The following is a 14,110-nucleotide window of genomic DNA, read 5'->3' on the forward strand; positions in this document are numbered from 1 at the left end:
AGGGGCGTCAGCCGACGGGGCGGCGCGCTCCCGCTGCGTCGCGGTTCTCGACCTCGGCGAGCCAGTTGCCGAGGATGCGGGCGAGGGCCGCCCGGTCGTCGGCGCTCACGTCGCCGAGGAGCCGCTCCTCGTTCTCGAGGTGTCGTGTGTAGGCCTCGTCGATGAGCTCGAGTCCGCGCTCGGTGAGCTGCACGACTCGGCCTCGGCCATCCGCATCGCTCACCCTTCTCGTGACGAGGCCCGCGCCTTCGAGCCGGTCGACACGCTTTGTCATGGCGCCCGTCGTGACCATGGTCGACGCGGCGAGCTCGCTCGGGGTGCGCTCGAAGGGCGTGCCGGCTCGTCGCAGGGTCGCGAGCACGTCGAAGTCGCCTTCGCCGAGTCCGTACTCGCGGTAGACGCGCGTGAGCTCTTCAGTCAGGTGGATGCCGATGCGGTGGATGCGGCCGATGACGCCCATGGGGGAGGCGTCGAGGTCGGGGCGCTCGCGTTCCCACTCGGCCAGGATCTGGGTGACGCGGTCGTCGGATGCTCGCATGTTGACAGCATACCTTCCGTGGAAGCTAGAGTGTCTTCCATGGAAGCTAAGTGGCGCTGGATGCTCATCACCGCGATCGCACCGATCGCCTGGGGGAGCAACTACGCCGTGATCGGAACGTTTCTGCCCGCCGACTCGCCGCTCTGGGGCGCCGTGCTCCGTGCGCTCCCAGCAGGGCTGGTGCTCCTGCTCATCGCCAGGAAGCTGCCGGAGGGGGCGTGGTGGTGGCGCGCGCTGGTGCTCGGCACCATCAATATGAGTGCGTTCTTCGCGCTCGTGTACGTGGCCTCCCAGCTGCTGCCGTCGAGCATCGCCTCGATGATCATGGCGGTCTCGCCCATCGTGATGATGCTGTTCGCCGCGTCCATGCTCGGTGAACGGCTGCGAGCGCTCCCCGTCGCCGGCGCTGCGGTCGGGCTCCTCGGGGTGGTGCTCATGCTGGCGGCCGGGTCGACCGCCATCGACTGGCGCGGGGTGCTCGCATCCGTCGCGGCCATGGTCCTCGCATCATTCGGCTTCGTTCTCGTCAAGCGGTGGGGGAGCGACGTCAGCCTCCTGCCCCTGACTGCCTGGCAGTTGGTGGGTGGCGGCCTCGTGCTGCTGCCTGTCGCGCTCCTTGTCGAAGGGCCCATGCCGAGCTATGACGGACCCGCGATCGCCGCGCTCGCGTACGTCGGACTCTTCTCGACGGCACTCGCCTACCTCGCCTGGTTCGGCGGGCTCAAGAACCTGCCGGCGGGCACGACGGGGCTCATCGGCCTCCTCAACCCCGTGACGGGGGTCGTGCTCGGCACGCTCCTGGCGGGCGAGGTGCTCGAGGGGCAGCAGGCCCTCGGGATGGGGTTCGTGCTCCTCGGGATCCTGCTCGGCCAGCCGGTCATCCTGCCGCTGGTCCGGGGCGTCCGGCGCAGGTGGGGCCGCCGGGGCGCTAGCGAGAAGGGGCGCGAACGTCGACGAGCACCTTCATGGCGCGGCCGCTCTCGAGCGTCGCGAAGGCCTTCGCCGTCTCGTCCAGGGGCACCGTCTCGGTGATGAGCGCGTCGGCGGGCACGACGCCGCGCGCGAGCAGTGACGCGGCCCGCTCGAAGTCCTCGCGCTCGTAGACTCGCGCCCCGACGATGGTGAGCTCGCGCCAGAACACGCGGTGCAGGTCGATGGGGCGCGGCTGCGGGTGGATGGCGACGATCACGAGCGTGCCCCGCACCTTGACGAAGCTCGTCGACGTCAGCACTGCCGCTGCGGATCCGGAGACCTCGAAGACCACATCGGCGCCCGCCCCACCGGTCCAGGTCTCGATGGCGTCGGCGGCGTCGGGGGAGGTTGGGTCCGCGACCTCGATGCCGAGCGCCTCCGCGGCGGCCCGACGTTGGGCGTCGAGTTCGAAGAGTCGGACCTCTGCTCCCGACTCGCGCGCGACGGTGGCGATGAGCACCCCGATGGGGCCTCCGCCGATGATGAGGGCCTTGTCGCCCGCCGTGAGGCCAGAGCGGCGGACGTCGTGGGTGGCGACGGCGACGGGCTCGACAAGCGCAGCGTGCGCAAGTGGCATGCCGTCGGGGAGCCTGACGAGGGTGGATGCCGGCACGTTCCAGTACTCCTGCAGCGCGCCCGTCGAGTCGATGCCGATGAAGTCGAGGTTCTGGCAGATGTGGCGGTGGCCTGCGAGGCAGGCGGGGCACGTGCCGTCCCAGGCGAGCGGCATGACGGTCACGGCGTCCCCGTCGGCCCAGCTGTCGACGCCGGGGCCGACGGCGGCGATCGTGCCGCTCATCTCGTGGCCGATGATGCCGCTGTGGGTGATGCGCTGGTCCATCGCGCCGTGCAGAATGTGGAGGTCTGTACCGCAGATCCCGACGTAGGCCACGGCGATCTGCACTTCTCCTTCGCCGGGTGGAATGGGCGTGCTCGTGCGGATCTCGATGGTCTTCTGGCCGACGTAATGTGCTGACAGCATCGTTGCTCTCCCGGTCGAATCTTCAATAGGTGATACATAGTACCAATTGTTGGCAGCGCTACCAGGATCCCTTGCTCTAACGTCAGACGTATGATGTAATCGCATCAGCCCCGACCTGCGGGCAGCAGTCGTCAACGACGTCGACCAGAAAAGGACGCACAATGTTGCAAGATTCGTCCCAGAAGCGCCGCAGCAGGCGCATCGCCACCATCGCGGCAGCTGCTGCCTCAGCTCTCCTGCTCGCCGGATGCTCCGGAGGGGCCAGCGGCGAAATCAACAGCGAGTACGGTTTCGCGACAGCGGAGCAGCTCGCCGACAGCCCCATCATGGTCTGGGTCGACGCGGCCCGCGAGCCAGCCATCGCCGCCTTCAAGGAAGCCAACCCCGACGTCCCGATCGAGTACGAGGTCTACGACGGCAACGCGGGTGGCAGCGGCACCTTCCAGACCCGCATCGCCCTCATGGACCAGGCCGGCGAGGGTTGGCCTGACGTGGTGTTCTCCACCCAGCAGAACGACGCCTCGTGGGCCTCGCAGCCCGCGCCTGGCGGCGGGCAGGGCTTCGCGGCTCCCCTCAACCAGGGCTTCTTCGACCAGGAGTTCCTCGACGGCTTCTCTGCAGGCGCCCTCGACCCCTCGACGATCGACGAAACCGTGTACGGGCTCCGCAACGACCTCGCGCAGGTCGTCACCTACTACAACCAGCCGCTCCTCGACCAGTTCGGCTACGAGGTGCCGACCACGTGGGAGGAGTACGGGGAGCTCGGTGACAAGCTCGCGGCAGAGCACCCCGGCTACATCCTCGGCAGCGTCGGCGATGCCTTCATGCCCTACGTCTACTACCAGGGCACGCAGTCACCCGTCTTCCAGACCGAAGGCGACACCTTCGTCGCCGACATGGAGGCCTCGAACTCCGTCGAGATCACCAAGATCCTCGACAAGATGATCGCCAACGGCACGATCGTGCAGGACAGCGTCTTCAGCGCCGAGTTCACGTCCAAGTACGCCGACAAGGTCGTCGTCATGCCCGGGCCGGTCTGGTACACGGGCGCCGTCTTCCAGAGCACCCTCCAGGTCCCGGAAGGTCAGCTCGGCGTCGCCGCGCCCCTCGCCTGGGAGGGTGAGGAGATCGCCACCGGCAACGTCGGCGGCGGCATCTGGTATGCCTCGAGCCACACGCAGAACCTCGAATCGGTCAAGACGTTCCTCGAGTTCGCGGTGAGCGCCCCCGAGTTCCAGGTCGAGCTCTCGAGCGGTTACCCCGCCTACTCCTCCGCCGCCGAAGGATGGCTCGGCAAGCTCGCCGAGACCAACTACTTCATCGACGGCTTCGAGCAGCAGATGATCGACGCCGGCGGCAGCATCTGGAGCGGCTGGGCCTCCGCGCGCTTCAGTCCGGAGACCGCCTGGGCGACCACCGTCATGCCGGCGATCGCAGACGGCAAGACCATCGAGTCGGTCCTCCCGAACTGGCAGACCGAAGTGCTCAACGAAGCACAGGTGAACGGGTACACGGCCGCCGAATGACCTCCACCCAGGCTGCACCCGCGGTCGGCGCCGCTCTCCTGAGCGACGCCGACCCGGCGGGGCCGAAGAAACCACGCACGGCGAAGCGCAAGCGCGCCGCCAATCCGCTCGCGAATGAGACCCGCTTCGGGTACGTCTTCATCAGCGGCTACGTCCTGCTCCTGCTCGCCTTCGGGATCATCCCGACCCTCTACGCGGTCTTCCTGTCCATCACGAGGGACGGCGTCTTCGTCGGAATCGACAACTTCGTGCGGGTCTTCGGCGACTACCGATTCCTGCCAGCCGTCGGCCACGTCACGCTCTACATCGTGTTCTGGCTGATCAGCCTCATCGTCCTCGTGACGTTCCTGGCGATCATCGTGCACTCGATTCGCGCCAAGTGGCTGAGCGTGAGCATCCGCTTCCTCTACTACATCCCGGGAGCCATCGCAGGGGCGTCGAGCGTCATGCTCTGGCTGTTCCTGCTCGACCCGACCGTCAGCCCCGTCGCCGGACTGCTACGCGCGATGGGCTACGACTCGCTCATCCGCACCGTCTCCATCGACAACCTGCCCATCGTCTTCACGGTCATCGCGTTCTGGACCGGCGCGGGCAGCTGGATCGTCATCATGTACGGCGCCCTCAACAACATCAGCAACGAGGTCATCGAGGCCGCCAGGGTCGACGGAGCCAACCCGCTGCAGGTCGCCCTCTACATCCAGCTGCCCATGATGACCAAGTGGATCTCCTACATGGGCATCATGTCGCTCGCCGCGGGAACGCAGCTCTTCGTCGAGCCGCGAGTGCTCTCGCAAGCCAGCCGAGGCGTCGTGCCAGAGGACTACTCGCTCAACCAGCTCGCGTACCTCTACGCGTTCAAGCAGGGCGACTTCTCCGGCTCGGCCGCCATCTCCATCACGCTGCTCGTCGTCGCCCTCGCGCTCTCGACGGTCTTCATCCTCAAGGGAAAGCTGTTCGAACGTGACTGACACCGTGCACTCCAGGAACGTCGAGCACCAGGACACGGCGCATCCCGTCACCAAGGCGCTCGCCCGCAAGCTGACGCCGGGCGAGTGGATCATGCGCATCGTGCTCGGCGCCGTCATCGCCTCGTTTGTCGTGTTCTTCCTGCTGCCCATCGTGTGGCTGCTGCTCGCCGGCACCAAGGATGCGCGTTCGCTGCTACTCGAGAATCCCATGTCGTTCGGCTCGTTCGAGCAGCTTGCCGCGAACTGGGAGCAGCTGTTCAGCTTCCAGAACGGCATCTTCCTCACGTGGATCGGCAACTCCGCTCTGTACTCGTTCGGCGCGCTCGTGATCACGCTCATCGTGAGCGTGCCCGCCGGCTACGCGCTCGCGCTCGGCAACTTCCCTGGCCGCAAGGCGCTGCTGCTCGTGACGCTCATCGTCATGCTCATCCCCAACACAGCCCTGGTGCTGCCGATCTTCCTCGAGCTGAGCGCGGTGAAGCTCATCGGGTCGCCGCTCGCCGTGATCCTGCCCTTCTCGTTCTTCCCCTTCGGCGTGTACCTGACCTACATCTACTTCTCGACGGCCGTCTCGCGCGACCTGCTGGATGCGGCGCGCATCGACGGCGCGAGCGAGCTGCGGGTCTTCGCGCAGGTCGCGATGCCCCTCGCGGCGCCCGTCATCGCCCTGGTCGGGTTCTTCAGCTTCACGGGCAACTGGAACAACTACTTCCTGCCGTTCCTCATGGTCGGTGGCAAGAACGTGCCAGTGCAGGTGGGCCTCGCCAACCTGCTCTCGAACGTGCCCCAGTTCAACCCCACGACGGCCACCAGCATCGTCATCGAGCTGCCGACGCTGGCCCTTGCGACGCTGCTCTCGGTTGCGCCGATCGTCATCATCTTCCTGTTCTCGCAGCGCTTCCTCGTCTCCGGGATGACCGCGGGCGGCACGAAGGGATGAGCGGCGAGACGCTCTCCGCAGTGGATGCGGGTCCCAGCGGCACCATCGGCCGCGAGCTCGCGGCGCGCATCCCCGTCGACACGCACGTGCACCTCTGGGACCGCTCGCTCGTGCCGCAGACCTGGATCGACCCTCGCTCGATGTCGGCCATCGATCGGGACTTCTCGGGCGAGCATCTGTCTGAGCAGCTGCGCGAGGCGGGCATCTCGCGCGCCGTGGTCGTACAGTCCGACCGAACCCTCATCGAGAACGACTACCTCTTCGACGAGGCTCAGCGCACCTCGGAGCTCGCCGGAGTCGTGGGCTGGGTCGATCTGCGGGGCGGAGCGGCGGGCGTGCGCACGCAACTGGATGCGCTCAGCGGGCACGCAGGCTCGTCGAAGCTGGTCGGCATCCGGCATCCCGTGCACATCGACGAGGATGAGCGCTGGCTGTCGCGCGACGACGTCGCCGATGGTCTCGCCGAGCTGGGTGCGCGGTCGCTCGCCTTCGACCTCGTGATCCGGCCATGGCAGCTCGAGCAGGCGGCGCAGCTGGCCGCCCGAGTGCCTGGCACGAGCTTCGTGCTCGACCACCTCGGCAAGCCGCCCCTGTCGACGGGGGAGCTCGACGCCTGGAACGCAGGCCTGCGGCGGCTCGCCGCGCTGCCGAACGTCGCCGCCAAGGTGTCCGGCCTCACGGTCGAGGACGACTGGGGCGACTGGTCGCAGGAGGCGATCGAGCGCGCGATCGACCCCGCGCTCGAGCTGTTCGGCCCGTCCCGCCTCATGTTCGGCTCCGACTGGCCGCTTGTGCGGCTCACGCGTGGCGGCTACCGAGCCTGGATCGACGCGTATCGATCCGCCACGGCCGCCCTCAGCGCCGACGAGCAGCGGCAGATCGACGCCGGCACCGCCGAGCGTGTCTACGGGATGAGCGGGGTGGAGTCGTGAGCGCGGCCGACGGCCCCGCTGGGACCGGGGCCGGGCCTCTGGAATCAGCAACCGCCCCCACCGACACGCGAGCACACAGCGGAGTCATCGAACGGCGACGCCTCGGCCAGACGGACGTGCGAGTGAGCCGCATCGGCTTCGGCGCCGCCTCCCTCGGCAACCTCTACCGCGAGACGGGAGACGAGGAAGCGGCAGGAGCAGTCGCCGCGGCATGGGAGGAGGGCATCCGCTTCTTCGACACGGCGCCGCACTACGGGCTCGGGCTCTCAGAGCGGCGGCTCGGCGCGGCCCTCGCGGCCTACCCGCGCGACGAGCTCGTCATCTCGACGAAGGTCGGCCGCCTGCTGGTGCCCAACCCGAACCCGACGGGCGTCGACGACGGATTCGTCGTGCCCGACGACCTCACACGGGCCTGGGACTTCAGCCGAGACGGCGTGCTCCAGAGCCTCGAGGGCAGCCTCGAACGGCTCGGCACCGACCGCGTCGACATCCTGTTCGTACACGATCCCGACGCGTTCAGCGGGGGCGCCGCCCGCGAAGCCCTCGTGACGCTCCGCGAGCTGCGCGACGAAGGTGTCGTCGGCGCCATCGGCGTCGGCACCAACGAGACCCACCAGCTCGGCGAGCTCTTCGACGAGCGCCTCATCGACGTCGCCATGCTCGCCGGTCGCTACACGCTCCTCGAGCAGCCGGGCCTCGACGCTGTCCTCGAACCCGCCAGGCGCTCCGGCGCCTCCGTCATCGCGGTCGGCGTCTACAACTCGGGACTGCTCTCGACCCCACGCCCGGGGACCGACGCGGTCTACAACTACCTGCCAGCCCCGCCGGAGGTGCTCGAGCGGGTGCACCGCATCGCCGAGCTCTGCGAGCGGCACGGCGTCACGCTCCCGGATGCGGCACTCGCGTTCCCCCTGCAGCACCCCGCCGTCGCCGGCATCGCCCTCGGCATGCGGAACGCGGCCCAGGTGCACGACAACCTCAGGCGCGCATCCGTCGCCGTGCCCGACGAACTCTGGCGAGACCTCGCCGAGCACAGACTCATCGACCCGAGAAGCTTCACCACCGACCACCAGGAGGACCCCAAGTGAGATTCGTTCAGCGCCGTGACGGCAACCGAGTCGTGCCAGGCATCGTCGACGGCGACCACGTCTACGACCTCGACGGCATCGACCGGGTCGACGGCGCGCTCCTCGCCCGCTCCGACGACGAGCTCGGCGAACTCGAAGCAGCCGCCCTCGGCACCGTCGGCCGCGAGCTCGAGGGCCTCGACCTCGCGGCCCCCATCGCGCGCCCCGGGAAGATCGTCTGCATCGGCCTCAACTACCGCGACCACGCGGCAGAGACCGGCGCCGCCATCCCAGAGGAACCCGTCATCTTCATGAAGGACCCTTCGACGATCGTCGGCCCCTTCGACATCGTGCGCATCCCCCGCACCTCCGTCAAGACCGACTGGGAAGTGGAGCTCGGCATCGTCATCGCCCGCGAGGCACGCTATCTCGCCTCGCCGGAAGAGGCCGCCGCCGTCATCGGCGGCTACGTGCTCTCCCACGACGTCAGCGAGCGCGAGTTCCAGCTCGAGCGCGGCGGCCAGTGGGACAAGGGCAAGAGCTGCGAGACCTTCAACCCCCTCGGCCCGTGGGTCGCGACGCCGGACGAGATCGCCGATGTGCAGGCCCTCGGCCTCCGCCTCAGCGTCAACGGCGTCCTGCGGCAGAACGGCACGACCGCCGACCAGGTCTTCGACGTCAACCACGTCGTCTGGTACCTCAGCCAGTTCATGGTGCTGCAGCCAGGCGACCTCATCAACACGGGCACGCCCGCCGGCGTCGCCCTCGGCATCGACGGCAACCCCTACCTGCGCGACGGCGACGTCGTCGAGCTGTCCATCGATGGCCTCGGCACCGCCCGCCAGCGCTTCGAGGACGCCTCGTGACCGGCCCCGTCGTCGCCGTCCCGACCCCCGCCTCCGCTGGTTTCGGGATGGCAAACTCACTTCGTTCGGGGAAGGTTCCCGCAACAGAGGGACTTTTCCAGCCCGAGTCTGGTGGGGTGGGCGCGATCGTCGGGGGTGAGTCGGTTACCGGGGGCGCTTTCGTGTCGGTCCCCGACTTGTCCTTCTCGGTCCCCGACTTGTCCTTCTCGGTCCCTGGCGCATCCGCTGCACCTTGCGCCTCCGCCCCGGCCTCCGTCCCGACCCCCGCCTCCGCTGGTTTCGGGATGGCGAACTCACTTCATTCGGGGAAAGTTCCCGCAACAGAGGGACTTTTCCAGCGCGAGTCTCGGGACCGTCAGGGCACCGGGGCACCTCAGGGGGTGGCGGCGTGAGTGGTGGTGGCGGCAGCGGCTCGGGCTCGGGCTCGGGCTCGGGCTCCGGCTCGGGCGGCGGCGTGAGCGGCGGCGACGACAGTGCGGAACGGGCCGGGGAGTTCGGCGGGAGGGTCGCGATCGTCACGGGCGGCGCGTCCGGAATCGGTGCCGCCGTCGCGAAGGAGCTGCTGGCTCGCGGCGCGCAGCTCGCCGTGTTCGACCTCGACGGGGCCTCGGTCGCAGGGCCGGCACTCGGCGTGAGCGTCGACGTGTCCGACCGGGCCTCGGTGGATGCCGGGGTCGCGGCCGTGCTCGACCGCTTCGGGCGACTCGATGTCGTCGTGAACTGCGCGGGCATCGGCGCCTTCGGCACGGTGGAGGACTCGAGCGACGACGACTGGGCTCGAGTGCTCGACGTCAACGTTCGCGGCGTCGCCCGTGTGTGCGCGGCAGCGATGCCGGCGCTGCGCGAGTCGGACGCGGCGGCCATCGTGAACCTCACCTCCATCGCCGCGACGACGGGGATCCAGCAGCGCGCGCTGTACTCGGCGACGAAGGGCGCCGTCCACGCGCTGACGCTCGCGATGGCGGCCGACCACGTGCACGACGGCATCCGCGTCAACGCCGTCTCACCGGGCACGACCGACACGCCCTGGGTGCAGCGGATGGTCGCGAACGTCGCCGATCCGGAAGCGGAACGTGCCGCCATGAACGCCCGCCAGCCGACGGGCAGGCTCGTCACACCGGCCGAGGTGGCCGGAGCGGTCGCGTACCTCGCGTCTCCGCTCTCCGCGTCGACGACAGGCAGCGTCCTGTCGGTCGACGGGGGCTTCGGCGGGCTCCGAGTGAGGCCCGTGCAGGCGTAGCTGGGGCGGCGCATCCGGTGAGGCGCGTGCGGCGGATGCCGCTCACCTCACCGGATGCCCTTCATTGCACGCCGCTCGTGGTGACCGTGACGGTCCACGGCCCGTCCGGCACCTCTTCGGCGTCGACGAAAGCCCAGTCGACGCGGTCGTTCGTGCCGTTCAGAGAGTCGAATGCGAGGCACCCGTTGACGGCGGGGGAGACGTCGAGGCCCGCCCCGTTGAAGCGGGTGTTCGCGGGGCGCTCGTCGGCGTCGCCGAACACGTAGCCGGCGTCGTCGTAGAGGGCGGGGCCCGCGTCCTGGATCTGGGCGTAGCAGTACCTGCCGTCGCGGTGGAGCACCACCCAGCGGTTCTTCATGAGGCTCTCCGTGCGGTCGTCGACGATGCCCGCGTACTCGGGGTCGGACGCCCAGGGGACGACGTCGCCGCGCATCGCGAAGGCGGCGTCGTTGTGCACGTCGTCGAAGGGCAGGTCGAGGTAGAACGGATTCTGCAGGGGCGTGATCTGCGTTGGGAAGTAGTCGTCGTCGGCGCTGCGTCGCTCGGTCTGGCAGGTGCTCGTCTCGTTCGGCCCGTTGATGAGGAGGCCATCGCAGCCGCCATACGACTCGTACCACCGGGAATCGTAGGTGGAGATCATCTGGCTCCCGTCGGACGCGTTCGGGTCGAAGAGCTCGCCAACCCAGAAGGTCGTCGCGATGATGTCCGTGTGCCACGGGTACTGGCCGCTCGGGAGCTCCCGCGAGGCGGGCACGGGGGTGGGGGCGGCCGCGCAGCCGACGAGCGAGAGCAGGAGCATGGTGGTCGTGATGGCGCTTCGGCGGGCGCGCTTCATACGGCGACCGCTGCGCCGGTCCGGATACCGCCAGGCGCGGCGCCCGGCGGCATCCGCTGCGACCCCGGGGTGCCGCCGGCGGCGTACATCCCCACGTCGTCGACGCGCAGCACGCCGTCTTCGAAGAGGCTCAGGCCGAAGCTCATGCCCGTGTAGCCGGGCGGGATGGGCGGCGTCATCCAGATGGCGCGCTCGAAACCGGATGCGGCGTGCAGGTAGGGGCTCGCGGTCCAGTACTCCCAGCTGCCCTCTGCAGTGCGCAGGTAGGTGACGAACTGGGTCTTGGCGGTCGAGGAGTACCAGGCGCGGAGCGAGTAGGAGGTGCCAGGCAGGACGGTGGGCGCACAGGTCCCGAGGTCGAGTTGGGGGAGCAGCTTCGCGTCGCCCGAGGCGTGTCTCACGGTGGCGACGATACCGGCGTACTCGCCGGAGTTGGCGGCGCGGCTGGTGCCGAAGTCGGTTGCGTTCTCTCCCCAGTTGCCCTCCATCCAGCAGGCAGGAACCCCGTCGGCGTCGACGCCTTCGAAGCCCGCGTTCTTGATGGCGTTGACGCCGGGCGGTGCTGGGGCTGCTTCCGGGGCGTCGCCCCGTGGTCGGACGTCGCCGCCGATGGTGTTGCCGACGGTCTGCACGACCGTGCCGTTCGTCTCGGCGCGGGGCGTCAGCCATCTGAGGAAGTCGTCGAGGAGCTTCGGGGTGACGTTGAGCTCGCTGCAGCCGGTCTCGCAGAGGTCGTGGAAGGTGAGCTGCACCCATCCGCCGCCGGATTCTGCACTCGTGACGCTGTCCTGCAGGTCTTCGAGGGTCCAGTTGCTGTCGACCTGCGCGGGCGCCTCGGTGTAGAAGGCGTTCTTGGGCGGAATGCTCTCGGCCTCGGCGCACTGCTCGCACCCGAATCTGGTGCGGAGCTCTCCGAGCGAGCGGGCGCTGGAGTAGCCGCATTCCTCGGCGGCCGCTTCGACCTCTGGGGTGGTGGAGGCGAACGGATACGCGAGGCTGCGCACGTCATACCCCCAGGTGAGGAGTGTGTTCCTGTCCCAGCACAGCTGGCGTTTCGCCTCGTCGAGGGGGAGGGAGGCGAGGTTGGGATGGTTGACGGTGTGCCCGCCGATCTCGTGGCCGGCACGGGCCAGCTCGTCGAGCTCGGCGCGCGTGAAGTAGCCGGGCGCGTCGATGAGTCCGGATGAGACGAAGAACGTCGCGGGCACGCCGTTCGCGGCGAGCACGGGGGCGGCGTTCATCTGGTTGTCGCGACCGTCGTCGAAGGTGAGGCTGACGACGGTCCACGGAACGGGCGCGGCTGCGGCCGGCGGCGGTCCAGCCCAGCTCAGGAGGAGTGCTGCGCACATCGCCGCCGCGGCCGACATCGCAGCCGCGAGCTTGGCCCGTCTGCTGCCCGCCTCACGCGGCGGGAGTAGGGACGCGCGCACTGCTCCGGGATCCTCTCAGGGGCATCGGGGGAGACGGCATCTCCGAGATCCTGCTGTGCAGCTGGGGTGAGGAGAGCTCGCGGCCGCGGCGCCGCCACCGGTCCGCGAGATGTCGGGCCTCGATGCTGTAGCCGTCGCCGAGGATGCGGAACTCGTGGATGTGCGCGGGGAGCGCGTCAACGTCGCTCGCGATGAACGCCTCGTTGGCTGTCCTGGCGTGGACGAGCGGGGAGCCGTGGGCGGCAGCGGCAAGGTGCCCGCGGCCGGCTTCGAGGACGATGATGCCGCAGTTCCCGTCGAGGCGGGCCACGGCGAGGTCGAGTGCTGAGTGCGCGGAGAGTCGACGTCGAATGCCCTCCTCGACGAGATGCGCGATGATCTCGGCGCACGACCAGGAGTCGTGGCCCGAGCGTGGGTGGTGTCCGGCGGCGAGCAGCTCCTCGCTGAGGGCTCTCGCGTTGCGGATGCCGCCCGTATGCACGACCGTGATGCCGCCCGTGCAGTCCGTGGCGGGCTGGCGGGAGTCGGTCGCGGCCTCTGACGCGTCGGTGACGATGACGCCGATGCCGGACCCGCACTCCTGGAGTGCGGGGGGCACGTCGATTCGCTCGAGCGGGCGGTTGGTGTGGGCGCCGATCGCCGTCCTGACGAGCGTCGTGCTCGCCCCGCGGTAGTCGCTGAGCGTCAACCCGGCGAGGGAGTGCCCTGGCCCGGACTGCCGGCGCAGGGCGCTGATGAGGCGCGATGCTGCCTGGCCCGCCCCGATGCGGGCGACGATGGCGCTCACGATCGACCGACGGGGGTCGCCGGTTCCCGGTTCGCGAGACGCATGACGTCGGCGGAGCGAGCTCCCTGGGAGCGGACGTAGCCGGCGACGCGGTCGACGATCTCGGCGAGCGTCGTGCTCGGCACGTAGCCGACCCGGTTCGTGGCCTTGGTGTTGTTCGGGACGCGCCTGCGCATGTCCTCGAAGCCGGTCGCGTATGCCAGGTCGTATGGCACGAACTCGATGGTGCTGTCGCTGCCGAGCTGCGTGATGATCTGCCGCGCGAGCCCGAGCACGGAAACCTCCTGCGCCCCGCCGAGGTTGTACGCCTCGCATCCGGGTTCCGCGAGTTCTGCGATCCGCACCATAGCTGGCACGATGTCCCCGACGTAGCTGAAGCAGCGGGTCTGCGCGCCGTCGCCGAAGACGGTGACGGGCTCTCCTCGAAGCGCCTGCGTGATGAGGTTGGGGACGACCATGCCGTATCTGCCGGTCTGCCGCTCGCCGACGGTGTTGAACAGGCGGACGATGGACACGTCGAGGTTGTACTCGTCGGAGTAGGCCTTCGCGAAGGACTCGTCGAGTCCCTTCGCGGCCGCGTAGTTCCAGCGGCTGGCGAGCGGGGAGCCGAGGATCCGGTCGCTGTTCTCGTCGAGGCTGTCTGCCGTGTTCTTGCCGTAGATCTCGCTCGTGGACACGAGGAGCACTGAGGCGCCGCTTCCCACGGCCGCGTTGAGCACGTTCTCGGTGCCGTGGAGGTTGACACGCAGCCCTCGAAGGGGGTTCTCGACGATGAGCTTCACCCCGACGAGGGCTGCGAGATGGAAGACCCGGTCGCAGCCGTCGATCGCCTCGCGCACGCTCCTCGAGTCGAGGATCGAGCCGTAGGTGATGGTGAGCCGCGGGTTGGAGCGCGCTTCGATGAGGTTGCCGACGGACCCCGTCGACATGTCGTCGAGGATGACGACGTCGTCGCCCTGCGCGAGCAGATGTTCCACGAGGTGGCTGCCGACGAAGCCGGCGCCTCCCGTCACGAGTGTTCTCATGG

At 69.0% G+C, this 14,110-nt stretch carries 14 protein-coding genes; 8 read left to right on the top strand and 6 right to left on the bottom strand.

What is annotated here, in order from left to right; genetic code table 11:
* Window positions 1–7: 7 nt before the first annotated feature.
* Window positions 8–538 (bottom strand): MarR family winged helix-turn-helix transcriptional regulator, encoded by a 531-nt coding sequence (locus ITJ67_RS00715; RefSeq protein ID WP_194676421.1) that lies wholly within the window; start codon window positions 536–538, stop codon window positions 8–10.
* Window positions 539–577: 39 nt separating this feature from the next.
* Between ITJ67_RS00715 and ITJ67_RS00720 the strand changes: the two genes are divergently transcribed.
* Window positions 578–1,570 (top strand): DMT family transporter, encoded by a 993-nt coding sequence (locus tag ITJ67_RS00720; RefSeq protein WP_194676422.1) that lies wholly within the window; start codon window positions 578–580, stop codon window positions 1,568–1,570.
* Here ITJ67_RS00720 and ITJ67_RS00725 read toward each other — a convergent pair.
* The gene (locus ITJ67_RS00725) at window positions 1,467–2,492 is read right to left on the bottom strand and encodes a zinc-dependent alcohol dehydrogenase (RefSeq protein ID WP_194676423.1); all 1,026 of its coding nucleotides are present in this window, start codon (window positions 2,490–2,492) and stop codon (window positions 1,467–1,469) included. The genes ITJ67_RS00720 and ITJ67_RS00725 overlap by 104 nt on opposite strands.
* Window positions 2,493–2,653: 161 nt before the next feature.
* Here ITJ67_RS00725 and ITJ67_RS00730 point away from each other — a divergent pair, with 161 nt between their 5' ends.
* The 7 genes from ITJ67_RS00730 to ITJ67_RS00760 all read left to right on the top strand — a co-directional run bounded on the left by ITJ67_RS00730 (window position 2,654) and on the right by ITJ67_RS00760 (window position 10,031).
* Window positions 2,654–4,018, top strand: coding sequence for an ABC transporter substrate-binding protein (locus tag ITJ67_RS00730; protein ID WP_194676424.1), 1,365 nt, complete (start codon window positions 2,654–2,656; stop codon window positions 4,016–4,018).
* Window positions 4,015–4,986, top strand: a complete 972-nt coding sequence (locus ITJ67_RS00735) for a carbohydrate ABC transporter permease (protein WP_228502152.1) — start codon at window positions 4,015–4,017, stop codon at window positions 4,984–4,986. Before ITJ67_RS00730 ends, ITJ67_RS00735 begins: the two co-directional genes overlap by 4 nt.
* Window positions 4,979–5,926: a carbohydrate ABC transporter permease gene (locus ITJ67_RS00740; protein ID WP_236558624.1), complete on the top strand. Its 948-nt coding sequence runs from the start codon at window positions 4,979–4,981 to the stop codon at window positions 5,924–5,926. The genes ITJ67_RS00735 and ITJ67_RS00740 overlap by 8 nt, the downstream gene beginning before the upstream one ends.
* Complete coding sequence (locus ITJ67_RS00745; protein ID WP_228502153.1) at window positions 5,923–6,858, top strand: amidohydrolase family protein; 936 nt, start codon at window positions 5,923–5,925, stop codon at window positions 6,856–6,858. The genes ITJ67_RS00740 and ITJ67_RS00745 overlap by 4 nt, the downstream gene beginning before the upstream one ends.
* Window positions 6,855–7,946: an aldo/keto reductase gene (locus ITJ67_RS00750; RefSeq protein WP_323741344.1), complete on the top strand. Its 1,092-nt coding sequence runs from the start codon at window positions 6,855–6,857 to the stop codon at window positions 7,944–7,946. The genes ITJ67_RS00745 and ITJ67_RS00750 overlap by 4 nt, the downstream gene beginning before the upstream one ends.
* On the top strand, window positions 7,943–8,791 hold the full coding sequence (locus ITJ67_RS00755; protein WP_160075063.1) for a fumarylacetoacetate hydrolase family protein: 849 nt from the start codon (window positions 7,943–7,945) through the stop codon (window positions 8,789–8,791). Before ITJ67_RS00750 ends, ITJ67_RS00755 begins: the two co-directional genes overlap by 4 nt.
* Window positions 8,792–9,245: 454 nt before the next feature.
* On the top strand, window positions 9,246–10,031 hold the full coding sequence (locus ITJ67_RS00760; RefSeq protein ID WP_194676679.1) for an SDR family NAD(P)-dependent oxidoreductase: 786 nt from the start codon (window positions 9,246–9,248) through the stop codon (window positions 10,029–10,031).
* Between the two features lie 61 nt (window positions 10,032–10,092).
* Here the strand turns inward: ITJ67_RS00760 and ITJ67_RS00765 are convergent, their stop codons facing one another.
* From ITJ67_RS00765 to ITJ67_RS00780, 4 genes are read right to left on the bottom strand one after another with little or no spacing between them, the layout of a single operon-like run.
* Complete coding sequence (locus ITJ67_RS00765; RefSeq protein WP_194676425.1) at window positions 10,093–10,866, bottom strand: hypothetical protein; 774 nt, start codon at window positions 10,864–10,866, stop codon at window positions 10,093–10,095.
* Window positions 10,863–12,296 carry a polysaccharide deacetylase family protein gene (locus tag ITJ67_RS00770; RefSeq protein ID WP_194676426.1) on the bottom strand — a complete coding sequence of 478 codons (1,434 nt, stop codon included), beginning with the start codon at window positions 12,294–12,296 and terminating at the stop codon, window positions 10,863–10,865. Before ITJ67_RS00770 ends, ITJ67_RS00765 begins: the two co-directional genes overlap by 4 nt.
* Window positions 12,268–13,083 (bottom strand): hypothetical protein, encoded by an 816-nt coding sequence (locus ITJ67_RS00775; protein WP_194676427.1) that lies wholly within the window; start codon window positions 13,081–13,083, stop codon window positions 12,268–12,270. The genes ITJ67_RS00770 and ITJ67_RS00775 overlap by 29 nt, the downstream gene beginning before the upstream one ends.
* Window positions 13,080–14,108, bottom strand: a complete 1,029-nt coding sequence (locus ITJ67_RS00780) for an NAD-dependent epimerase/dehydratase family protein (protein WP_104307751.1) — start codon at window positions 14,106–14,108, stop codon at window positions 13,080–13,082. The genes ITJ67_RS00775 and ITJ67_RS00780 overlap by 4 nt, the downstream gene beginning before the upstream one ends.
* Window positions 14,109–14,110 lie beyond the last annotated feature (2 nt).

It is taken from the genome of Pseudoclavibacter sp. VKM Ac-2867 (assembly GCF_015351275.1).
GTDB lineage: Bacteria > Actinomycetota > Actinomycetes > Actinomycetales > Microbacteriaceae > Pseudoclavibacter.

What these genes read in the sequence shown, in the direction of transcription:
- ITJ67_RS00715 (WP_194676421.1), bottom strand. Translation starts at nt 538, where the DNA reads ATGCGAGCATCCGACGACCGCGTCACCCAGATCCTGGCCGAGTGGGAA.
- ITJ67_RS00720 (WP_194676422.1), top strand. Translation starts at nt 578, where the DNA reads ATGGAAGCTAAGTGGCGCTGGATGCTCATCACCGCGATCGCACCGATC.
- ITJ67_RS00725 (WP_194676423.1), bottom strand. Translation starts at nt 2,492, where the DNA reads ATGCTGTCAGCACATTACGTCGGCCAGAAGACCATCGAGATCCGCACG.
- ITJ67_RS00730 (WP_194676424.1), top strand. Translation starts at nt 2,654, where the DNA reads ATGTTGCAAGATTCGTCCCAGAAGCGCCGCAGCAGGCGCATCGCCACC.
- ITJ67_RS00735 (WP_228502152.1), top strand. Translation starts at nt 4,015, where the DNA reads ATGACCTCCACCCAGGCTGCACCCGCGGTCGGCGCCGCTCTCCTGAGC.
- ITJ67_RS00745 (WP_228502153.1), top strand. Translation starts at nt 5,923, where the DNA reads ATGAGCGGCGAGACGCTCTCCGCAGTGGATGCGGGTCCCAGCGGCACC.
- ITJ67_RS00765 (WP_194676425.1), bottom strand. Translation starts at nt 10,866, where the DNA reads ATGAAGCGCGCCCGCCGAAGCGCCATCACGACCACCATGCTCCTGCTC.
- ITJ67_RS00780 (WP_104307751.1), bottom strand. Translation starts at nt 14,108, where the DNA reads ATGAGAACACTCGTGACGGGAGGCGCCGGCTTCGTCGGCAGCCACCTC.